Source organism: Nonomuraea sp. NPDC050202 (assembly GCF_040656115.1).
Lineage (GTDB): Bacteria > Actinomycetota > Actinomycetes > Streptosporangiales > Streptosporangiaceae > Nonomuraea.
In genome coordinates this window covers 1-20,906 of sequence record NZ_JBFALF010000020.1, presented here as the reverse complement: position 1 = coordinate 20,906, position 20,906 = coordinate 1, and the positions used below count along the sequence as shown (strand labels likewise).

Annotated in this window: 24 protein-coding genes and 1 pseudogene; 14 read left to right on the top strand and 11 right to left on the bottom strand. The window is 71.3% G+C overall.

Annotated features, from left to right (window positions below):
- Positions 1 to 20 precede the first annotated feature (20 nt).
- On the top strand, positions 21 to 947 hold the full coding sequence (locus AB0I79_RS38785) for an MBL fold metallo-hydrolase (protein ID WP_357884476.1): 927 nt from the start codon (positions 21 to 23) through the stop codon (positions 945 to 947).
- 58 nt (positions 948 to 1,005) lie between these two features.
- Here the strand turns inward: AB0I79_RS38785 and AB0I79_RS38780 are convergent, their stop codons facing one another.
- Positions 1,006 to 1,959, bottom strand: coding sequence for a radical SAM protein (locus AB0I79_RS38780; RefSeq protein WP_357884474.1), 954 nt, complete (start codon positions 1,957 to 1,959; stop codon positions 1,006 to 1,008).
- A gap of 141 nt (positions 1,960 to 2,100) precedes the next feature.
- On the opposite strand from AB0I79_RS38780, the gene AB0I79_RS38775 reads away from it, so the two are divergent.
- The 4 genes from AB0I79_RS38775 to AB0I79_RS38760 are packed head-to-tail and all read left to right on the top strand — an operon-like array spanning position 2,101 to position 3,711.
- Entirely contained in the window at positions 2,101 to 2,424 is a 324-nt protein-coding gene (locus AB0I79_RS38775) for a multidrug efflux SMR transporter (protein WP_357884473.1), read from the top strand.
- A complete protein-coding gene (locus AB0I79_RS38770) occupies positions 2,421 to 3,005 on the top strand; it encodes a TetR family transcriptional regulator (protein ID WP_357884471.1) in 585 nt (194 codons plus the stop codon). Before AB0I79_RS38775 ends, AB0I79_RS38770 begins: the two co-directional genes overlap by 4 nt.
- Positions 3,002 to 3,331, top strand: coding sequence for a DUF952 domain-containing protein (locus tag AB0I79_RS38765; RefSeq protein ID WP_357884469.1), 330 nt, complete (start codon positions 3,002 to 3,004; stop codon positions 3,329 to 3,331). Before AB0I79_RS38770 ends, AB0I79_RS38765 begins: the two co-directional genes overlap by 4 nt.
- Complete coding sequence (locus AB0I79_RS38760; protein WP_357884467.1) at positions 3,328 to 3,711, top strand: nuclear transport factor 2 family protein; 384 nt, start codon at positions 3,328 to 3,330, stop codon at positions 3,709 to 3,711. Before AB0I79_RS38765 ends, AB0I79_RS38760 begins: the two co-directional genes overlap by 4 nt.
- Before the next feature lie 29 nt (positions 3,712 to 3,740).
- On the opposite strand, the gene AB0I79_RS38755 is transcribed toward AB0I79_RS38760, so the two are convergent.
- Complete coding sequence (locus tag AB0I79_RS38755) at positions 3,741 to 4,070, bottom strand: hypothetical protein (protein WP_357884465.1); 330 nt, start codon at positions 4,068 to 4,070, stop codon at positions 3,741 to 3,743.
- A gap of 312 nt (positions 4,071 to 4,382) precedes the next feature.
- Between AB0I79_RS38755 and AB0I79_RS38750 the strand changes: the two genes are divergently transcribed.
- From AB0I79_RS38750 to AB0I79_RS38730, 5 genes are all read left to right on the top strand, one after another.
- Positions 4,383 to 4,628, top strand: coding sequence for a hypothetical protein (locus AB0I79_RS38750; RefSeq protein ID WP_357884463.1), 246 nt, complete (start codon positions 4,383 to 4,385; stop codon positions 4,626 to 4,628).
- A gap of 125 nt (positions 4,629 to 4,753) precedes the next feature.
- A complete protein-coding gene (locus tag AB0I79_RS38745) occupies positions 4,754 to 6,016 on the top strand; it encodes a cytochrome P450 (protein WP_357884461.1) in 1,263 nt (420 codons plus the stop codon).
- 718 nt (positions 6,017 to 6,734) lie between these two features.
- The gene (locus AB0I79_RS38740; RefSeq protein WP_357884460.1) at positions 6,735 to 8,438 is read left to right on the top strand and encodes an enoyl-CoA hydratase-related protein; all 1,704 of its coding nucleotides are present in this window, start codon (positions 6,735 to 6,737) and stop codon (positions 8,436 to 8,438) included.
- Positions 8,439 to 8,454: 16 nt separating this feature from the next.
- On the top strand, positions 8,455 to 9,984 hold the full coding sequence (locus AB0I79_RS38735; protein WP_357884458.1) for a UDP-N-acetylglucosamine 1-carboxyvinyltransferase: 1,530 nt from the start codon (positions 8,455 to 8,457) through the stop codon (positions 9,982 to 9,984).
- Between the two features lie 74 nt (positions 9,985 to 10,058).
- Complete coding sequence (locus AB0I79_RS38730; protein ID WP_357884456.1) at positions 10,059 to 11,096, top strand: tyrosine-type recombinase/integrase; 1,038 nt, start codon at positions 10,059 to 10,061, stop codon at positions 11,094 to 11,096.
- 275 nt (positions 11,097 to 11,371) lie between these two features.
- On the opposite strand, the gene AB0I79_RS38725 is transcribed toward AB0I79_RS38730, so the two are convergent.
- The 6 genes and pseudogenes from AB0I79_RS38725 to AB0I79_RS38700 form a co-directional block, all read right to left on the bottom strand.
- Positions 11,372 to 11,545, bottom strand: a complete 174-nt coding sequence (locus tag AB0I79_RS38725; RefSeq protein WP_357884826.1) for a hypothetical protein — start codon at positions 11,543 to 11,545, stop codon at positions 11,372 to 11,374.
- Between the two features lie 89 nt (positions 11,546 to 11,634).
- Positions 11,635 to 11,967 carry a helix-turn-helix domain-containing protein gene (locus AB0I79_RS38720; protein ID WP_357884454.1) on the bottom strand — a complete coding sequence of 111 codons (333 nt, stop codon included), beginning with the start codon at positions 11,965 to 11,967 and terminating at the stop codon, positions 11,635 to 11,637.
- 253 nt (positions 11,968 to 12,220) lie between these two features.
- Positions 12,221 to 12,478 (bottom strand): annotated as a pseudogene (locus AB0I79_RS38715) (alcohol dehydrogenase catalytic domain-containing protein); the annotation flags it as partial.
- A 211-nt stretch (positions 12,479 to 12,689) separates the two neighbouring features.
- The gene (locus AB0I79_RS38710) at positions 12,690 to 13,481 is read right to left on the bottom strand and encodes a hypothetical protein (RefSeq protein ID WP_357884452.1); all 792 of its coding nucleotides are present in this window, start codon (positions 13,479 to 13,481) and stop codon (positions 12,690 to 12,692) included.
- 24 nt (positions 13,482 to 13,505) lie between these two features.
- Positions 13,506 to 15,053 carry an MFS transporter gene (locus AB0I79_RS38705; protein WP_357884450.1) on the bottom strand — a complete coding sequence of 516 codons (1,548 nt, stop codon included), beginning with the start codon at positions 15,051 to 15,053 and terminating at the stop codon, positions 13,506 to 13,508.
- 79 nt (positions 15,054 to 15,132) lie between these two features.
- Entirely contained in the window at positions 15,133 to 15,927 is a 795-nt protein-coding gene (locus AB0I79_RS38700; protein ID WP_357884448.1) for a class I SAM-dependent methyltransferase, read from the bottom strand.
- 105 nt (positions 15,928 to 16,032) lie between these two features.
- On the opposite strand from AB0I79_RS38700, the gene AB0I79_RS38695 reads away from it, so the two are divergent.
- Positions 16,033 to 16,629 carry an XRE family transcriptional regulator gene (locus tag AB0I79_RS38695; protein ID WP_357884446.1) on the top strand — a complete coding sequence of 199 codons (597 nt, stop codon included), beginning with the start codon at positions 16,033 to 16,035 and terminating at the stop codon, positions 16,627 to 16,629.
- Between the two features lie 297 nt (positions 16,630 to 16,926).
- On the opposite strand, the gene AB0I79_RS38690 is transcribed toward AB0I79_RS38695, so the two are convergent.
- Positions 16,927 to 17,223, bottom strand: coding sequence for an alpha/beta hydrolase (locus AB0I79_RS38690; RefSeq protein ID WP_357884444.1), 297 nt, complete (start codon positions 17,221 to 17,223; stop codon positions 16,927 to 16,929).
- Here AB0I79_RS38690 and AB0I79_RS38685 point away from each other — a divergent pair.
- The 3 genes from AB0I79_RS38685 to AB0I79_RS38675 all read left to right on the top strand — a co-directional run bounded on the left by AB0I79_RS38685 (position 17,203) and on the right by AB0I79_RS38675 (position 18,492).
- Positions 17,203 to 17,613, top strand: coding sequence for a MerR family transcriptional regulator (locus AB0I79_RS38685; protein WP_357884442.1), 411 nt, complete (start codon positions 17,203 to 17,205; stop codon positions 17,611 to 17,613). The genes AB0I79_RS38690 and AB0I79_RS38685 overlap by 21 nt on opposite strands.
- Positions 17,614 to 17,785: 172 nt before the next feature.
- Complete coding sequence (locus tag AB0I79_RS38680; RefSeq protein ID WP_357884440.1) at positions 17,786 to 18,028, top strand: hypothetical protein; 243 nt, start codon at positions 17,786 to 17,788, stop codon at positions 18,026 to 18,028.
- Entirely contained in the window at positions 18,025 to 18,492 is a 468-nt protein-coding gene (locus tag AB0I79_RS38675) for an SRPBCC family protein (RefSeq protein WP_357884438.1), read from the top strand. The genes AB0I79_RS38680 and AB0I79_RS38675 overlap by 4 nt, the downstream gene beginning before the upstream one ends.
- A 13-nt stretch (positions 18,493 to 18,505) precedes the next feature.
- Here the strand turns inward: AB0I79_RS38675 and AB0I79_RS38670 are convergent, their stop codons facing one another.
- Entirely contained in the window at positions 18,506 to 19,177 is a 672-nt protein-coding gene (locus tag AB0I79_RS38670) for a response regulator transcription factor (protein WP_357884436.1), read from the bottom strand.
- The gene (locus tag AB0I79_RS38665) at positions 19,174 to 20,532 is read right to left on the bottom strand and encodes a histidine kinase (RefSeq protein WP_357884434.1); all 1,359 of its coding nucleotides are present in this window, start codon (positions 20,530 to 20,532) and stop codon (positions 19,174 to 19,176) included. Before AB0I79_RS38665 ends, AB0I79_RS38670 begins: the two co-directional genes overlap by 4 nt.
- Positions 20,533 to 20,906: the final 374 nt, after the last annotated feature.

The following is a 20,906-nucleotide window of genomic DNA, read 5'->3' as shown; positions in this document are numbered from 1 at the left end:
GCAGGGCTATCCTCCTGCCCATGATCACGCACCCTGAGCTCCTGGAGCGCGGGCATCCGTTCCGGCAGTGGAAGACCTGGCGCCTGCCGGGCACCCAGCTGACCCTCACCGGCTACTCACGCGCCGCCGACAAGACGTTCTTCCACATCCCCGAGCTGAAACTCGGCCTCGACGCCGGGCTCGCCGAAGGCCGCCAGGTCGACACGGTGCTGCTCACCCACACCCACCTCGACCACGCCAAGGACCTCGACTTCCTGGCCACCCGCCCGGCCGGCGTCGACATCCACGTCCCCGAGCAGGCGCTGCCGTACGTGCGCCACTACCTGCGCGCCACCACCGAGCTTAACCAGAGCGCCGCCTTCGACGCCACCCTGGCCGCCGGAGCCCGCGTGCACGGGGTACAGCCCGGCCAGGAGTTCCCCATCGGCCGGAACGGCTCCCACACGGTGCGGGTCCTGCACACCGAGCACAAGGTGCCCAGCGCCGGGTACGGCGTCGCCGAGAACCGCCGGGCCCTCCTGCCGGAGACCGAACAGCTCAAGGCGAGACTCCCCGCCGCCGAGTTCGGCCGGCTCGTCGCCGACCGGCGCAGGCGCGGCATCGCCGTCGACCGGCAGGTCCAGCGGCCGCTGTTCGCCTACCTCGGCGACACCCACGCCGGCGCGCTCGCCCGCAACCCCGCCCTGGCCGACTACCCGGTGATCATCACCGAGTGCACCTACCTGGACGACGCCCAGACCGAGCGGGCCCGCCGCGTGGGCCACACCGTGTGGAGCCAGCTCAAACCGTACGTCCTGGCGCACCCGCGGACCCTGTTCGTGCTGACCCACTTCAGCCTGCGCCACACCGACCGGGAGGTGCTCGCGTTCTTCGACCGGGAGAACGTGCCCAACGTGCTGGCCTGGGCGCACGCCGGCAGCCACCTGCCCGAGCAGCACCAGCGCTGACCCGCCCGCCCAGCGCGGCGAAGGCGCACGCGCATGAAGCTCGGCAACCCCGGGGACGTCACACGAGCGCCAGCTGCGCCGCCCGCGGCTCGGACCGCACCGCCTCCGGCGCGCCGCACTCCATCCCGTACACCCGGCACAACTGCGCGATCTGCCCCGTGATCCGCCCCTCGTACGCCGCCGACGGCAGCCCCGCCCGGTCGTACAGCTCCTCGTAGCGCGCCACCAGCTGCGGATGCGCCTGACCCAGCCACTCCAGGTACCAGCCGCGCGTCCCCGGCGGCAGCCGCAGCACCACCGGCTCCACCCGCTTGACCCCCGCCGCCGCGATCCGCCGCACCGTCGCCCCCAGCTGGTCGGCCGCGTCGCTGAGCAGCGGCAGCACCGGCGCCATCACCACCCGGCAGTCCACCCCCGCCTCCACCAGCGCCGAGACCAGCTCCAGCCGCGCCTGCGCCGACGGCGCCCCCGGCTCCACCGACCGCCGGATCCGCTCGTCCACGAACGCGATCGAGACCGCCACCCGCGCCCCGGCCCGCGCCAGCAACTGCGCGTCCCGCAGCACCAGCGGCCCCTTGGTGTACACCGTGAACGGCGTGCCCGAGCTCGCCAGCGCCCCGATCACGTGCGGCATCAGCCGGTAGGTCTCCTCGGCCGCCTGATAGCAGTCGCCGCCCAGCCCCACCGCCAGCTCACTGCCGTCCCAGCGCGCCAGCTCCGCCCGCAGCCGCTCGGCCACGTTCGGCCGCACCACGATCCGCGTGTCGAAATCACTGCCCGCGTCCAGGCCCAACCGGCGGTGCGCGGCACGGGCGCCGCAGCCGCGGCAGGCATGGGCGCAGCCACGGTAGGGGGAGACGGCCCACTGCTGGGCGATGCCCGCGGCCTGCGGCACCCGTTCGATCACCGTGCGGGCCTGCAGCTCGTAGAAGCCGTCACGCACCACCGCCCGCCGCTCGATCAGCGGACGATCGTCGGCGGCGTCGACCAGCGAAAGCGCGTCCCAAGCCACACCCTCCAGTGGAACACGTATTCGACTGCGTTTTCAAGCGATTCCCCGCAACCCGCGCCCGCGCCAACCGCACAGGGGGAGGACCACCACTAAAATCAGGACACCCGTACCACTTTTGCGACCCCCGGAGAAGAACCACCCATGGCCTGGCTCCTGCTCGCCCTCGCCATCACCACCGAAGTCCTCGCCACCACCGCACTCAAACTCAGCAACGGCTTCACCCACCTCGGCTGGACCATCGCCGTCGCCGCCGGCTACATCACCTCCTTCGCCCTGCTGTCCCGCGTCCTGAAACTCCAGCTCGACATGGGCACCGCCTACGCCGTCTGGTCCGGCGCCGGCACCGCCGCCATCGCCCTCATCGGCGCCGCCTTCATGGGCGAGACCCTCACCCCCCTCAAGATCGGCGGTATCCTGCTCATCATCGGCGGCGTCGTCCTCCTCAACCTCGCAGGTGGCCATTGAACCCACACCTGAACCCGCACCCCGGCCCTCACCCCGGGCCCGGGCCCAGCCAGGAACGCAGCCGCCGCCGGCGCACCACCCTGCTCAACGCCGCCGTCGCCCTGCTCACCGAAGGCGGCTTCAACGCCGTCACCCACCGCGCCGTCGCCCACCGCGCCCGACTGCCGCTCGCCGCCACCACCTACTACTTCGCCTCCCGCGACCAGCTCCTGGCCGAAGCCTTCGCCCAGCTCGTGGAGACCGAACTCGCCACCACCCGCACCTGGATCACCCAGCACGGCCTGGCCGCCCTCACCGACCAGGCCGCCGCCGACCGCACCCGCCAGCTCAGCCTGTGGGAGCTCTACGTCCACGCCGGCCGCGACCCCGTCCTCCAGCACATCGCCCGCCGCTGGACCGACGGCTGCGTCCGCCTCATCGCCGAAACCCTCGACCTGCCCGCCGGCGACCCCCGCGCCCGCCTCCTCTACACCACCGTCTCCACCCTCTGGCTCGAGCACGTCGTCGAACAACGTCCCCCCGGCGAAGCCCGCACCCTGCTCACCCTCGCCCTGGCCCACGCCACCGAAAGGACCCCATGACGACCCGCCGCATCCACCACCTCGCCCTGCGCACCGACTGGGACGACGCCCGCGCGGCGGGGGAGTACCGCATCTCCACCCTCGGCCGCACCCTGGAGGAGGAAGGCTTCATCCACTGCAGCCGCGACCTGACCCAGCTGCACGGCGTGCACACCGCCTACTACAGCCACCTGTCCGAGCCGCTGATCGTCCTCGACATCGACCCCACCGGACTCGACATCCGCCTCGAGAACGGCTTCCCCCACCTGTACGGGCCCCTGCCCGTCACAGCGGTCACCGCCACCCGCCCCTACAACCCCGCGGCAGCGGGGGAGAGCACCCCATGACCCACATCGACACCCGGCAGGCCGCCCAGCGCTTCGCCGACACCTGGCAACACGGCTGGACCCATCACGACGTCGCCGCCATCACCGCCCTCTACCACGACGACGCCGTCCACACCAGCATGCCCTTCCGCCCCCCGCACCGCGGCAAGCAGGCCATCGCCGACTACCTCGCCTGGTCCTTCACCGGCGAGAGCGACCCCGAGGTCACCTTCTCCACGCCCATCACCGACGGCGACCAGGCCGCCATCGAGTTCCGCGTCCACGCCTACGACAACGGCCGCCCCGTCACCCTCGCAGGCTGCGTCTTCGCCCAGTTCGACGCCGACGGCCTCGCCGTACGGACCCGCGACTACTGGCACACCGCCGACGGCCACCACTGAACAGGCCCGCCGGCGTCACCACCGCACGTTCAGCGCACCACCCGCAGTGCCGCACGCGCCGCGCCCACCGGACCCTGACCCTGACCCTGTGCGGGGGCCTGGCCGTGCCCGGGATACGGCACCGGAGCAGGGGAGGGGGCGGCCTGCGGGCGTACCATCTGCTGCGTCTGCTCGGACGGCTCCGCGCGCCGCTCGGCGCACCCGCCCGCGCAGTACCCGTTCGTCACGATCAGCCGCCCCCGCAGCGGCGTGTACGACTCCTTACCGGAAGCGGGCAGAACCCTCTGGCACACCGGGCATAACACCGACTCGTTCCCCACGTGCTGCTCCTCTCGCGGCGCGAATAGCAGGAGCTCCACCTTATGACCACACCTGGCGCCAAGGACAGCGAATCAACGAAAGGTCAAGCCGGGCGTCAACGCCCGCACAGGGCCCGCCACCAGAGCCGATGACACGGCGTAACCCCCGCTCAGCCGCCCTCCGCCGCCCCCTCGCACCCCGCACGGAACCCGCCACGGGCGCCGGAAAAATCTTCCCACCAGACCCGGCCGTCCCACCCGCGCAGGGGAGCCTCCACCACCACTACTTGACATAATGTTCATTATCGAGCAACCACGGAGAGCGCCCGCATAAACCAACCGCACCCGGGAAGACGCCCCACCATGCCCCCGATGGAGATCGCCTCACCCAGCATCATCGCCCTCACCGCGGTCATCACCGCCGCCGCCATCTGGCTCATCATCCTCGCCGCCAGACTCACCAGAAACCCCCGAAACCGCCCCGGCATCAGCGTCGACCTCGTCGACCAGGCCCGCGAACTCAAAGCACTCGGCCAGATCCAGGAAGCCGTCTTCCTCGTCCGCGGCGAAACCGGCATGAGCCAGCGCGCCGCCGCCCGCTTCGTCAACCGCCTATAAGCCACCACTTATCCACGCTTGGGCGCCACCCACCACGGGAATGCCACCCCTGGCCACCGCACGGGACCCGCACGCACCACACAATGGACCCCGCCACCCACCAGCCCCGGCCCAGGGAGACACCCATGCCCGCCCCCGCACCCACCACCCTCACCCAAGCAGGCCACGCCCTGGCCGACCCCCGCACCTACACCGACGAGACCCGCCTCCACACCGCCCTGACCCTCCTGCGCCACCAAGCCCCCGTCCACCACGTTGACGCCCCCGGCTACAACCCCTTCTGGGCCATCACCCGCCACAGCGACATCCTCGCCATCGAACGCGACCACACCCTCTGGCTCAACGCCCCCCGCCCCGTCCTGCGCACCACCGCACTCGACCACGCCCTGCACACCCGCCGCGAACAAGGCAAAGCCCTCACCAGCATCGTCCACCTCGACGAACCCCACCACCGCCCCCTGCGCGCCGTCGCCGCCGACTGGTTCCGCCCCCACGCCATGCGCACCCTGAACACCCGCATCCGCGACCTGGCCCGCCGCCACGTCGACCTCATGGCCCAGCACGGCACCACCTGCGACTTCGCCCGCCAGATCGCCGCCCACTACCCCCTCTACGTCATCCTCACCCTCCTCGGTCTGCCCGAATCCGACTTCCCCCGCATGCTCCACCTCACCCAGCAGCTCTTCGGCCACAACGACGACGAGACCGGACGCGGCACCGGCACCCCCAGCGACCACACCGGCGTCCTGGAAGACCTCTTCGCCTACTTCCACCACCTCACCGCCACCCGCCGCGCCCACCCCACCGCCGACCTCGCCTCCCGCATCGCCAACGCCCGCATCGACGGCCGCCTCCTCGACGACAACACCGCCGCCTCCTACTACATCCTCATCGCCACCGCCGGCCACGACACCACCACCTCCACCATCGCCGGCGGCCTCGAAGCCCTCATCCGCCACCCCGATCAGCTGCGCCGCCTGCGCGACGACCCCGCCCTGCTCCCGGCCGCCGTCGAGGAGATGATCCGCTGGGTCAGCCCCGTCAAGGCGTTCATGCGCACCGCCGCCGCCGACACCCGGGTGCGCGGCGTCCCCATCGGCGAGGGCGAGTCGGTGCTGCTGTCCTACCCGTCGGCCAACCGGGACGAGGACGTCTTCGACGAGCCGTTCCGTTTCGAGGCCGGGCGTGAGCCGAACCGGCATCTGGCGTTCGGGTTCGGGGTGCATTTCTGCCTGGGCGCGGCGCTGGCGCGGATGGAGGTCGCGGCGTTGTTCGCCGAGCTGCTGCCCCGGCTGGCGGAGGTCGAGCTGGACGGTGAGCCGGCGTGGACGGCGACGACGTTCGTGGGCGGGTTGAAGCGGCTGCCGATCCGCTACTCCCTCGTTTGACCGTGGGTTGGGTGAAAGTATGCGTTACCGGACAGAAGCTGGATTCTGTCTGGTTTAGCCAATATCGTCACTTTTGATCCTCGGGGTCCGGTTTTGCGGGGTCTTGGTTCCCTGCGGGACGCGCGACCGCCGAGGTCCGTCCCGCGAGAGCGCCGCCCCGCGGACGCTTCGGGGGTGCCGCGTCCGCTGTGACCGGCGTCACTCCCCTGGCGCGGGACGCCAACCGGTGATCAAGGGCGGCTCAAGCGGTTTTGGCGGGGCGGGCGGCCCGGGGCTGGGTGGCGGGTTTGGATCGCCGTTGCGCGGAGTTGTGTCAAGGGGCTGTCGGGGACTCCTGTCCTGGCCGTGACCTGGCAGGGCGGGGTGCGGGGTGATGCTGAGGGTGTCGGCGCAGGTGGTGTGTGGTGGCGTGGCTCCGTTTGCGGGGGTTGTGTCATCGCCTGGGGGTCCGGGTTGCCTCCCTCGCCCGGGCCCCTCCCCTGGTTCGGGGCGCGGGCGAGGGAGGGATTTTCTGGGCAAAGCGGGTCAATTGGGGCTGGTCAGGGCAGCTTTTTGCGGGGAATGGTCACCAGCAGTGGGCGTTTCATGTCAGCATCGTGGGATGTATGGGTCATATGGGTCTGCCGTAAATGCCTGTGACACGTGTGTCTGCCCGTGGTCCGGCCGGTAGCTCCCGCCCTGGTGTAGTCCTCTCCCCTGCTCGGAAAGAAGTATCGCGTTGCGTATCCTGCTGCTCTGCTCCTCCTTCAACGGCCTGACCCAGCGTGCCTGGCTGGAGTTGCGCCGGGCCGGTCATGAGGTTTCGGTCGAGCTGGCCCTGTCGCCGGAGGTGATGGTGGAGGCGGCCGAGCTGGCCAAGCCGGATCTGATCATCTGCCCGTTCTTGAAGGAGCGGGTGCCGGCGGCGTTGTGGCGGGCTCATCGTACGGTGATCATTCATCCGGGGCCGCCCGGTGACCGGGGGCCGTCGTCGCTGGACTGGGCGATCCTCGAGGGTGAGGAGGAGTGGGGGGTGACGGCGCTGCAGGCTGTCGAGGAGATGGATGCGGGGCCGATCTGGGGGTTTCGGACGTTCGCGATGCCGGCGGAGGCGCCGCGTAAGTCGGCGTTGTACAACGGGCCGGTGGCCGAGGCGGCGGCGGAGCTGGTGGTGGAGGTGGCGGCGAAGGCGGGTGACGCGTCGTTCGTGCCGGTGCCGCTGGATTACCGCTCCCCCGGGGTTCGGGGGCGGTTGCGGCGGGCGATGCGGCATGCCGATCGGGAGTTCTCGTGGGCGGAGCCGACGGAGGACATTCTGCGGCGGGTGCGGGCGGCGGACGGTGCGCCGGGCGGGCGTGCGGAGTTGTGTGATCTGCCGGTGCGGGTGTTCGACGTGTATCGGGGGCCGGAGCTGGCGGGTGTCGCGGGGCAGGTGGTGGCGCGGCGTGAGGGTGCGGTGCTGGTGCACACCGGTGACGGGACGGTGTGGGTGGGTCATGTGCGGGTGGAGCAGGAGGGGGCGGTCAAGTTGCCGGCCGCGATGGCGCTGGGTGAGGCGGTGGCGGGGGTGCCGCAGCGGGCGGGGTACAGCGAGATCACCTATGACCGCAGTGAGGGGGTGGGGGTGGTGAGTTTCGATTTCTACAACGGGGCGATGTCGACCGAGCAGTGCCGGCGGCTGGCTTCGGCGTTGCGGTATGCGGTGGCGCAGGATACGCGGGTGCTGGTGGTGCGGGGTGGTGAGGTGTTCTCCAACGGCATTCATCTGAATGTGATCGAGGCGTCGCGGCATCCGGAGCTGGAGGCGTGGATGAACATCAATGCGATCAACGCGGTGTGCCGGGAGATCGTGGGGTGCACGAGTCAGCTGGTGGTGACGTCGATCGGGGGGAATGCGGGTGCGGGCGGGGTGATGATGGGGCTGGGTGCGGATCGGGTGATCGTGCGGGATTCGGTGGTGTTGAATCCGCATTACCGGACGATGGGGTTGTTCGGGAGTGAGTACTGGACGTATGTGCTGCCGCGGCGGGTGGGTGCGGAGCATGCGCGGCGGTTGACGCAGGAGGCGTTGCCGGTGGGGGCTGTGGAGGCGGTGGAGTGCGGGCTGGCGGACAAGGCGTTGCCGGGGTCGCGGCTGGATTTCGAGCGGCGGGTGCTGGAGTATGCGGAGCGGCTGGCGGCTGATCCGGGTTACGATCGGTTGCTGGCGGGCAGGCGGCAGGTGCGTGAGGTGGATGAGCGGCGTAAGCCGCTGGATGCGTACCGGGCTGAGGAGCTGGCGGAGATGAGTCGCGACATGTTCGACGACCGTAGCGGGTTCCGGCTGGCGCGGCAGGAGTTCGTGCGGAAGGTGAAGGCTGCGGCGACGCCGGAGCGGTTGGCGGGTCATCGGGAGTTGTCCGGCGCGTCGCCTGCGGGGGGCGCTGGGGCATCTCATATGTGAGATATGGTTGCCTGTTGTGGCAGATGATTATCTTGTGCGGATCGGCCGGCTGATCCGGGATGCGCGCCAGCATCGCGGTTGGACTCAGCTGCAGCTGGCCGACGCGCTGGCGACGAGTCAGAGCGCGGTCAACCGCATCGAGCGCGGTAACCAGAACATCAGTCTTGAGATGATCGCCCGGATCGGTGAGGCGCTCGACAGTGAGATCGTCTCGCTCGGTTATGCGGGGCCGATGCATCTGCGGGTGGTGGGTGGTCGCCGGCTTTCGGGCAGCATCGATGTCAAGACGTCGAAGAACGCGTGTGTGGCGCTGTTGTGCGCGTCGCTGCTGAACTCCGGCCGCACCATCTTGCGGAAGGTGGCGCGGATCGAGGAGGTGTACCGGATCCTGGAGGTGCTGGCGTCCATCGGGGTGCGGGCGCGGTGGATCAACGAGGGCAGTGATCTGGAGATCGTGCCTCCGTCCCGGCTGGAGCTGGAGGCGATGGACACCGAGGCGGCGCGCCGTACCAGGAGTGTGATCATGTTCCTGGGGCCGCTGATGCATCGCACGGAGCAGTTCCAGATCCCGTACGCGGGCGGGTGTGATCTGGGTACCCGTACGGTGCAGCCGCACATGTCGGCGCTGCGGCATTTCGGGCTGGACATCACGGCGACGGGCGGGTTCTATCACGCGCGGGTGGATCGGTCGGTGTCGCCGTCGCGGCCGATCGTGCTGACGGAGCGGGGTGACACGGTCACGGAGAACGCGTTGCTGGCGGCGGCGCGGCACGACGGGGTGACGGTGATCCGTAACGCCTCCTCCAACTACATGGTGCAGGATCTGTGCTTCTTCCTGGAGCAGCTCGGGGTGCGGGTGGAGGGCATCGGGACGACGACGCTGACCGTGCACGGGCTGCCGGAGATCGAGCGGGACGTCGACTATTCGCCGTCGGAGGATCCGGTGGAGGCGATGAGCCTGCTGGCGGCGGCGGTGGTGACGTCGTCGGAGCTGACGATCTGCCGGGTGCCGGTGGAGTTCCTGGAGATCGAGCTGGCCGTGCTGGAGGAGATGGGGCTGGATCACGACCGGGGGCGGGAGTATCCGGCGGCGAACGGGCGTACGCGGCTGGTGGATCTGACGGTGCGGCCGTCGAAGCTGGTCTCCCCCATCGACAAGATCCATCCGATGCCGTTCCCGGGGCTGAACATCGACAATGTGCCGTTCTTCGCGGCGATCGCGGCGTCGGCGCAGGGGTCGACGCTGATTCATGACTGGGTGTACGACAACCGGGCGATCTATCTGACGGAGCTGACGCGGCTGGGGGCGTCGGTGAAGCTGCTGGATCCGCATCGGGTGCTGGTGGAGGGGCCGACGCGGTGGCGCAGCGCGGAGATGATGTGCCCGCCTGCGTTGCGGCCGGCGGTGGTGGTGCTGCTGGCGATGATGGCGGCCGAGGGCACGTCGGTGCTGCGGAACGTGTATGTGATCAATCGCGGGTATGAGGATCTGGCCGAGCGGCTGAACGCGCTGGGGGCGCGGATCGAGACCTTCCGCGACATCTGACGTTTCTGTCGGTGCGGGCCGCTACCGTCGTTGCTGGATCTTTCTGCTCGTTGCGGTGAGGGAAAGGGGCGGCGGTGCGGCCTGCGGAGCTGGAGCGGGTGACGGTGGCGGAGGCGGCGGACCGGTATGTGGAGCTGGTGCGGGCCAGGACGCTGACGGGGGCGTTGTCGCCGGCGACGGCGGAGGTGTATGCGCGGGATGTGGCGACGCTGGTGGAGCTGGCCGGCGAGCGGGTGGTGCTGGATGATCTGACGGGCGCGGACGTGGATGCGATCCTGCTGGCGTTCGCGCGTAAGCCGGATGGCCGCTCCTCCCCCGGTTCGGCGCGTGAGGGTGAGTGGGCGGGGCAGTCGCCGTCGTCTCAGGCGCGGTTCCGGCGGTCGATCTCGGCGTTGTTCAAGCATGCGGTGCTGGCGGGGTGGGTGCAGATCAATCCGATGACGGTTTCGACGGTGACGTCCAGGCAGCGGGGCGGGCTGCGGGCCGAGCGGCGGGCGTTGACGCGGGAGCAGGCTCAGGGGCTGGTCGGGGCGGCGCGGGGGCTGGAGGAGGCGCCGGCGGAGCCGGGGAAGCGGCGTGATCAGCGTACGGGGTTGCGGGATGCGGTGATCGTGTTGTTGCTGGCGACGGTGGGGCCGCGGGTGTCGGAGCTGGTGCGGGCGAATGTGGAGGATTTCTTCACCAACGACGGGGTGCGGTACTGGCGGATCTTCGGCAAGGGCGGGCGGACGCGGGATGTGCCGTTGCCTGATGATGTGGCGCGGGTGTTGCAGGCGTATCTGGTGCGGGGGCGGCCGGAGATGGCCGGGGCGGGTGGTGAGAAGGCGTTGTTGCTGTCGTGGCGGGGGCGGCGGCTGGCGCGGGGGGATGTGCAGGCGGTGATCGATCGGGTGCAGCGGCGGGTGGATCCGGATCAGCGGCGGTCGGTGACGCCGCATGGGTTGCGGCATACGACGGCGACGCATCTGCTGGCCGATGCGGTGGACATGGATGCGGTGCGGCGGGTGCTGGGGCACAGTGATCTGTCGACGCTGGGGCGGTATCGGGATGAGCTGCCGGGTGAGCTGGAGGTGGCGATGCGGTCGCATCCGCTGCTGCGCGGCCGTCCTTGACGGGTGCGGGGGTTGTTGCCGTGGGTGTGCCTGAGGTCATCCCGATCGCGTACGCCGCTGCTGGTCGGCGGCCGGCCAGTGGGAGCTCATCCCACAGTTTGCGCCCGTACAGCGCCAGGCCGGTCGCCCCCACCCGGGCGGACCACCACTGGAACAGCTCGTCGCTCGGTACGCTCCAGCCGAGGTCGTCGCCGGGCGCGGCGATGTAGCCGTCCAGGCTCAGGTTCATGCCAAAGATCAGTTTCCGCATCGTGGCAGCCTCCCGTGAGTCGGTCTCACACGTGCAGACGGGCACGGCGCGGAATCCTCATCGGTGTGCGCAGCCCGTCCAGCGCGGCGCATCGTGCCTCGGTGAACGCGGGGGCCGGCCGGTCGAACGTCTCCCGCGTCACCTCGGCGCGGGCGTGGGCGTCCCGCTCGACCGCGGTCACCGGTCCCGGACGGATCACGCGTGCCGAGATCAGGTACGGCCGGGTCGCCGCCGGGCCACCGCCAAGCGCTCCGCCTCCTCCGCTGTAACAGCGGCCATGCGCGGCGGTCAGGACGCGGCTGTGGCGCGGTCGCGGTGGGCGCGGATCTCGTCGTGGTGGTCGGAGGCCCAGCCGATCAGCTGCTTGACGATGTCGAGCAGGCCGCGGCTGAGGGGGGTCAGGGTGTACTCCACGCGCGGCGGGACCTCCGCGTAGGCCGTGCGGGTGATCAGCCCGTCCTGCTGAAGCTGGCGCAGGGTGTGGCTGAGCATGCGCTGGGAGATGCCGGGGACATCGCGCTGCAGGTCGGTGTAGCGCAGGGCGCCGTCCTCCAGGATCGCGATGATGAGCATGCTCCACTTGTCGCCGACCCGGTCCAGGATCTGGCGGATGAAGGCCATCTGGTCGGCCGGGCGCGCCGATCACCAGGACCGTCTCGCGCGGCTGGAACCGTCCGCGCTCGAGCACGGCCAGGCCGGTCATGCCGGTGCTGGGCAGCGCGGCCGCGGTGACCACGCTCAGCTTCGGCGGCCGTCTCGCCAGGAACGGGCCGGCCTGGAAGGTCGCGTACTCGGCCAGCGCGCCGGAGGTGACGGCGGGGATGCCGACGCCGGCGGCGAACGACGGCGGCGCGCCGAACCCGAACACCTCCTGCCCCACCTCGAACCCGCGCGTACCGGGGCCGATCTTGGTCACGGTGCCGGTGACGTCGACGTCGGTGCCGGGGACGAACGGGAAGTCCAGCGGGACCATCTCGCGTACCGTGCCCGCGGTCATCAGCAGGTCGGCCGGGTTGAGCGAGGCGGCGGCCACCCGGACCTGCAGCTGTCCCGGGCCGGGCTCGAGGATCGGGAGGTCTTCGACGGTGAACGTGCCGGGCGTGCCGTATCCGGGAACGACGAGAGCTTTCATGAGCACCCCTTCCAAGGAGACAGGTTGTCTCTCAGCAGGCATCCTGTCCGGACCGGTTCACCTCGGCCAGTCTCATTACCGGCGTTCCGTCTCCATCTGGACAGGAGACTCGAAGTGTCTCGGGAAGACGCCCGCGCGGCTCCCGGCGCCCCCACGGCGGCGATCCGGCCTGCCGGCCTCGCTGCCGTGGTGAGCGGGTTGCGGCACCTCGTCAGCGGGGCGGGGGCTGCTCGACGCCCGGCCCGCCGGTGTGCGGCACCGGGACGTAACCTTCGGCGGGCGCGGGAAGCGCCTCGACGCAGGCCGCCGAGCAGGCGTTGACCAGCAAGGGCAGAACGTCGGCGCCCGAGGTCCACCGTGAGATCCAGACCTGGCGGAGGTTCCCGGCGCCGATGTGCTGATCGCAGACGCTGCACGTACGGATCTCGGTGGCGCCCCCGACGCCCGGGTCCAGGTCGCCGAGGGCCGGGGTGCCGGCGGTGGCGGGCCGCAACGGCGGGAAGGGCGGGCGGCGTTTGTAGTTGCCGTAGAGGGCGCGGGTGCTCACGGTGCTGCGCCGCAGGTTGCGGCACCGGGTGATCTCGTACGGGAACCAGTGCAGGCGGTAGGAGGTGTGCGGGGTGAACTCCTCCAGGCTTCGCATGGCGCCGATCTCGGGCGGGATGCGTACCAGGCTGCTGCCGTACAGCACGAGGTGTTTCACCGAGGTGAGTCCGGCGATGGCCGGCGGGAGCGTGACGATCTGGCGCCGCTGTTCCGGGGTGAGCTCGGCCAGCGGCTTGAACACCTCCCGCCGGTCGGCTGCCGCCTGTTCGACCAGCTCCAGCAGGCGGATCCATCCGGGTGCCGCGGTGTCCTGGCGTTCGGGGTGGAAGCGGGTCGCGCGCTGCGGCCTGGTGCTGGTGTACGCGATGCACGTGCAGAGGTCACGGGACGGGCCGCCGGGACCGACGGCGTCGGCCCAGTGGTTCGTGAACACCTGCGGCACTGATTCCTCACTCATCCGCTCACCGTAGTGTCACGGTGCTCAGGAGTCGTTCCCGGCCCGTTGCCGCGGGCCGCGCGCCAGGACGTAGACGAACAGGACCGCCATGACGGCCGCGCCGGCCCACATCGCCTGCTGCCAGCCGTCCACGAAGGCCTCCTGCGCGGCCCGCGCCAGCGCCCGCGCGTCCGGGCCGGCCTCACGGGCGGCGGCCAGGGCGTTGGAGATGCCCTCGCGGGCGGCGTCCGCCTCCGGCAGCGTGCCCGGCGCTGTGCTGAGCCGGGCATCGACGGCGGTGCGGTAGCCGGCGGTCAGGACCGCGCCGAGCATCGCGACCCCGAGCGCGCTGCCGAGCTCGCGGGTGATGTCGTTGAGGGCCGAGGCGACGCCTTGGCGTTCGCGGGGCAAGGCGGTGGTGATGGCCTCGGTGGACGGCGTCATCGTCAGCCCCATGCCGGCCCCCATGGCGAGCATGCCGGGCAGGATCGACGGGTAACCGCCGTCGACGGAGACCAGGGCGGCCATGAGGACCAGGCCCGCGCCGCCCAGGAGGATCCCCCAGGCCATGGCCTGGCGGCTGCCGATGCGTGCCGCCAGGCGCGGGGCCAGGCCGGAGGTGGCCATCATCAGCAGCGCCATCGGCATGAACGCCAGGGTGGACAGCAGGCCGGACCAACCGAGCACCGCCTGGAAGTACGGGAAGAGCACCACGAAGATGCCCGCCTGCACGCCGAAGACCGTCAGCAGCGACACCGACCCCGAGGCCAGGCCCCGCCGCCGGAACAGCCGCACGTCCAGCAGCGGAGCCGGCCGGCGCAGCTCCCACGCCACGAACGCGGCGGCGGCGATCAGGCCGGTGAGCAGGCTCAGGAGCGTCGCGGGGGCGCTCCACCCCTGCCCGGGGCCCTGGTGGAGGAACAGGACGAGCCCCACCACCGCGATCATCGACGTGAGCGCGCCGACGACGTCGAAGCGGCCCCCGGACGGCTCACGCGAGTCCGGGACGGAACGCAGCGCCATGGCCAGGGCGGCGGCCACGAGCACGACCGGCAGCACGAACAGCCACCGCCAGCTCGCCAGATCGACCAGCACGGCCGACAGGAACATGCCGAGGATGCCCCCGCCGCCGGCGACGCCGGCCCACACGCCGATCGCCTTGGAACGTTCCTCATCGGGGAAGGTGGAGGTGATGACGGCGAGGGTGACCGGCATGATCATCGCTGCGCCGGCGCCGCTGAGGAGCCGCGCGGCGAGCATGACCTGCGAGGAGGGGGCGAGGCCGGCCGCCACGCCGGCCACGCCGAAGACGAGCAGGCCCGCGATGAGCACCGGCCTGCGGCCCCACCGGTCGCCCAGCGCGCCGAGCGGCAGGAGCAGCGCGGCCAGCGTGAGGATGTAGATGTTGATGATCCACAGGACTTCGCTCTGGGAGGCGCCGAAGGCGGCGGTGAGCTGCGGCTGGGCAACGTTCAGGCCGGACACCGAGGCGATGACCGCCATGAGGGCGACGCAGACGGTGATCAGGATGGTGCGGCGGTGGCGAGGGTCGTGGATGATCGCATCGCGGGCCGCCACAGGCGAGGTGGTCACGGGGTTCCTTTCACGGGAGGGCAGGAGGGATCGGCGCCGGGGCGGCGGGGCCCTGGCGCTGGTGGACGGAGGGTTGGGGCTACCGGTGGCGGGTGGCGCGGACGACGACGTCGTGCAGGGGGACGGGGCGGCCTGGGAGGGTGCGCACGTGCTCCTGCGCGGTGACGATCTCCCACTGGGTGCGGGGCAGGCGGGCGGTGATGGCGGCGGGGGTGGCCGACGCTTCGGCGGGCGGGTGGTGGCCGTGACCGGCGGCGGCGCCGCTGTGGGCCGCGCCGGTGTGAGCGTGGCCGGTGTGAGCGTGGCCGGTGTGAGCGTGGCCGGTGTGAGCGTGGCCGGTGTGAGCGTGGCCGGTGTGAGCGTGGCCGGTGGCGGCGCCCGGAGTGTGGGCGTGGCCGGCGGTGGGGCCGTCGGGGCCGGGGGTGGGGTCGGGGGCGTCGTGGGTGTGCAGGTGGCCGACGATGAGCAGGGTGCCGCCGGGGGCGACCCAGCCGGCGATGCGGTCGTAGAAGTCCAGTTGCGGCATCGCGGGGTGGGCGTAGTGGGTCATGACCAGGTCGAACGGTGCGTCCGGGCGCCAGGTGGTGAGGTCGGCCCGCACCCAGTGCAGGCGGCCGGTGGCGTCGCCGGACGTCGGGCGCCTGGCGGCGGCGGCCAGGGCGTGGGAGGAGATGTCGGCCGCGGTGACGTGCCAGCCGCGCTCGGCGAGCCAGATGGCCTCGGCGCCGCTGCCGCACCCGGCGTCCAGGGCCGTGCCGGGTGCCAGGCCCGCGGTTTCCGGGGCGAGGTACGGGTTCGGCGGGTGGCCGCCCATGGAGGCCTCTCCCCCGTGCCAGTGCTGCTCCCAGTAGTCCTTGTCGAAGGCGTGCGTCATCGCTGGTGTTCCTCGTTTCGCGGTGATGGGGTCCGGGTCGTTCCTCATGGTGCTGAACGACCCGGCGGATGCGCAAACCTTGTTGCCGAATGGCAAGATGGCGGGGTGGACGAAACCATTGACCGCACCCTCGACGCCGTCGGGCCGAGGCTGAAGCGCCTGCGGCTGCAGCGGGACGTGACGCTGGCCGACCTCGCGGCGCAGACCGGGATCTCCACCAGCACGCTGTCGCGGCTGGAGGCGGGCCTGCGGCGTCCCACGCTGGAGCAGCTGCTCCCGCTGGCGCGCGCCTACGGGGTCACGCTCGACGAGCTCGTCGACGCGCCGCCGACCGGCGATCCCCGCATCAACCTGCGTCCCATCGCCTGCGGTGACGGCACGGTCATCCTGCCGCTGACGCGCAGGCCGGGCGGGATCCAGGCCTACAAGTTCGTTCTGTCGGCCGGCAGGGACGACGCCGAGCCGGACCTGCGCACCCATGAGGGCTACGACTGGGTGTACGTCCTCAACGGGACGCTCCGTCTCGTTCTCGGGGAGCACGACCTGCTGCTCGAACCCGGGCAGGCGGCGGAGTTCGACACGCGTACGCCGCACTGGTTCGGGGCCGCCGGCGCCGGTCCGGTGGAGTTCCTGAGTCTCATCGGCAAGCAGGGCGAGCGCGCGCACGTCCGTGCCGCGCCGAGGGGTGCGCCCGGCGGGTGAACGGGCGGATGAATCGGCACTCAACGGGCGGATGGTCGCGCGGGCGGCCCGGTCGGTCGCATTGAGCGGGACGGCCTCGGCGCGGCCCCCGGCTCGGGAGATGGCGTGGGCCAGGTCCTCCAGAGGTTCGCGAGTGCGTCCGGTCAGGTGGACCGCGGAGCCGATCGCTCCGGAGCCGCCGTAGATGATGGCGGTCTGTTCTCCAGCAGCATGACGGTCCCTTCCTCGGCACATAGGAACTGTGACCGGTGGCCGCACAGGTACTCTTCGCTGGACCAGCCAGGGCTGAACGCCCGCTCAGGACGCGCGGCAGGTTACGTCGCGCTCGGGCATCGTGCCGTCGGCCAGCCGGCTCGTGGTGGTGTTCCACGCGCAGGAGTTGCCGCCGATGATGTAGACGCCGTGGCCGGTGGCATCCACGCTCACCAGCCGGGCGCGGTCGCCGGGTTTCTCGCGGAGCATCTCGGCGCCGCTGTGAGGGGTGGGGACGTCGCGTACGTTCTGGACGAGCAGGATGCCGGCCGGGCCCTTGCCGGTGATCTCGACCGCGGCGATCGGGAAAGGCGGCAGCGGATGGCGTGGAGCACCCGGCAACTTGGCGATCTCGCGGTCACGACGGTGAAGGCCATCCGGCACTCCCACGAGATCGGCCTGCTGGAGGTGCCCGAGCGCACGGCCAACGGCTACAAGCAGTACCAGGCCGCGCATCTGATCCGGCTGCTGCAGATCAAGCGGCTACGTGATCTGGGGGTGCCGCTGTCGCAGATCGCGGCGCTGGCCGTCATCCTGCGTCATCGCGCGCCGATGCACGTGCCGCCCGCGTTCGCGCCCGTCTCCCAGGACCTTTCCGACACCAACCAGTCCCTGCTCATGATCTATTCGACGGTGTTCAGCGAGGAGGGCATGGAGGACTTCCGCCGGGTCGTCGCCGAGCGCGACGAGACCGACGACGAGTTCGACGCCCTTCCCCCCGGACGCCGATGATGCCGCGATCGAGCGGATGGCCGAGCGGATGGCCCCCGTGGTCCGCCGGGCGCGGGCAGAGCACCCCTGGTGGGACGACCCGGTGAGCGGACGCCGGCGATCCGGCAGAACGATGAAGCGACCCGATCGACGATCACCGACACGACCCGCCAGCATGCTGTACATTGTTACCATGGTAACAGTAGAACGTACTCAGACGGGCCTCCGGCTCGAGAAGAACGTGCTCAAGGTACTCAAGGGGCTGGCCGAGTACCTCGACATCTCGCTCGGTGACCTGGTGGAGGGCATCGCGCTGCACTCCTTCGACGGCAAGGTGCCGTTCACGCCCGAAACCCTGGCCAAGATCGAGCAGCTCAAGGCCGTGTACGGCTTGACGCTGACCTCCGCTGACGCGCACCGGCTGACCGAGCGATGAGCGGCGCACAGTACACGCTCACCGGAGCGCTGGCGGTAGCGCTGCCGCCCGAGGCGGCGTTCGCGCTGTTCACGCCGCGCGGCGAGGAGCTCTGGGTGGCCGGGTGGCGGCCCCGTTTCCCGATGGGGACCAGCGATGACTCCGCCCCCGGCACCGTCTTCGAGACCGGCGCGGACGACGAGCTGACCATCTGGGTGGTGGCCGCGCGCGAGCCCGGACGGCGCGTCTCCTACGCCAGGGTGACGCCCGGCTCCCGGGCCGGGACCGTCACTGTCGAGGTGGACGCGGATGGGCAGGGCGGCAGCACGGTACGGGTCACGTACGAGCTGACCGCACTCACGCCGGAGGGCCGGGGCCCCCTGCGCGAGTTCGCCGGGGGCTATCGGGACTTCCTGCGCTCGTGGGAGGTGGACATCGCCCGCCATCTCGGGTCCCCACCGCCGGCCGCGACCGTCCGGACGTGAGCGTGGATTCAGGTCATCCGGTGCCGCCGGGAGAGACCAGGCCGGTCTCGTAGGCGACCACCACCGCCTGGACGCGATCGCGCAGGCCGAGCTTGGACAGGATGGCGGCGATGTGGGTCTTCACCGTGGCCACGCTGAGCGACAACTGGCCGGCGAGTTCGGCGTTGCTCAGGCCGGTGGCCAGCAGGCGCAGCACGTCCAGCTCGCGAGGCGTCAGGTCCGAAAGATCGCGATGCAGGGCGGGCCTCAGGTCGTCGCGGCGCGCGAAGCGCTCGACCAGGCGGCGGGTGATGGTGGGCGCGAGCAGAGCGTCGCCGGAGCGCACCAGACGTACCGCGGCCACCAGATGCTCGGGTGAGACGTCCTTGAGCAGGAACCCGCTCGCGCCCGCGGTGAGCGCGGCGTACACGTAGTGGTCGAGGTCGTAGGTGGTCAGGATCAGCACGCGGGTGTCCTCGCCGCCGCCCGCGAGGATGCGCCGGGTGGCTTCGAGGCCGTCCATCTGCGGCATCCGGATGTCCATGAGCACGACGTCGGGCCTGGTACGGCGGACCGCGGCGATGGCTTCGTCCCCGTTGGCGGCCTCGGCCGCCACGTCGATGCCGTTGGCGGTGAGGATCATGCGGAATCCCGTGCGTACCAGTGCCTGGTCGTCGGCGATGACGGCGCGCAAGGGCCCGGTCATGCGGTCCTCCACGGGACGCGGGCCTCGACCCGGAATCCGCCCCCGGCCGTCCGTCCGGCGTCGAGGGTTCCGCCGTAGACCGCGAGCCGCTCGCGCAGCCCGATCAGCCCCCTGCCGCCGCCGGCGGTCCGGGGTTCGGCGCGGCGTGTGCCGCCGGTGTCGGTCACCTCGATCTCCAGCCAGTCGCCGTCATGGCCGATCGTCACGGTCGCGGCGGCCCCGGGCGCGTGCTTGATCGTGTTGGTGAGAGCTTCCTGTACGACGCGGTAGGCGGCGAGGTCGATCCCGGGAGGCAGCGGCCCGGGCGGCGACACCGCGACGTCCACCGGCACTCCGGCGGCGCGGACCCGTTCCACCAGGGCGTCGAGCCGGTCGAGCCCGGGCTGGGGTTCGAGCCCGTCGGACGGCCCGTCGAGGCGTTCACCGCCCGGGCCGGCCAGCAGGCCCATGACATGGCGCAGCTCGGCCATGGCGGCCCGGCCGCCGGACTCGATGGCCAGCAGCGCCTGTTTCGACTGTTCCGGCGCCGCGTCCATCACGCTGCGGGCGGCGCCGGCCTGGATCACCATCACATTGACATTGTGGGTCACCACATCGTGCAGCTCGGCGGCGATCCGGGAGCGCTCTTCGGCGACGGCCCGGCGCATGGCGTCCGCCTGCTCCTGCCGCATCCCGATGAGCCGGCGCCGCCAGAAGCGGACGAAGTTCCCCAGCACGCCGGCGCTCAGCAGGGCGAAGAACGGCCCCATCCAGCCCGGCAGCGCGGGCGCGATGTCCCCGAACCCGGCGCCGAGAAGCCCGCCCGCGAGCACCAGGCCACCCATCGCCAGGACCCGGTCCCGGCTGTGGACGATGGCGCCGTACGCGGCGACCGTGCACGTCAGGACGGTGATCCACGTCGCGTCCGCGTGCGTGGCCCGCGCCGCCAGCAGCACCACCCAGAAGGCGATGAGCGGGTACCGGCGCCTGACCGCCAGCGGCAGCGCGGTCAGCGCCACGAGGAACGCGGGCACCTCGTGGGATGCAGGCCCGACGAGCGGGTGACCGACGAGCTGTGACGGGCTCTGGGGCAGGACGCCCGGAGGCGGCGGAGGGTCGGCCCGGAGCCGCAGGCTCTCGATCACTGCTGGCTGCTGCGCGGTGGCGCCGATCGCTGGATACTGCGCCGCCACCGTCACCGCGAGGACCGTCAAGGCAGTCGCGGCCACCACGTCGAAGGCGAGGGCCCGGCCAGACAGCCCCTCGGATCCGCCGCCGCCGCGCCCTGACGCGGTCCGGGCCGGGTCGTCCTCGTTCAGCCGGCGGTACAGGTCGAGCACCCGCCGCCACCACGGCCGTCGTTCGCTGGTCTCCACCGGCACATTGTCATGCCTGCCCCATATGTTCCACATCGGCCGTCGTGACGGGGCCGCACGCTCTTCAGGACTAGGTCGCAGGGATGACCCGGCCGCCCCTCGTTCCCCAGCGCTAGGCGATCTCGTCAGCACGGCCGAAGCGCGCCGGCGGGAGCGGCGCCTAGCTTCGTTCCCGCCAGGCGGGGCCGCGGCGCCGCCGCAGGCCCCGACGACCGAGGCGCTGTTCATGACCATCCCTTCGAACCTCAGGAGGACATCACGTGACCTCTGTCCTGCGAGCCCAGGCACTGGGCAAGAAGTACGGCAGACGCTGGGCGCTGCGCGAGTGCACCATCGACATCCCGGCGGGCCACGTCGTGGGGCTGGTGGGCCCC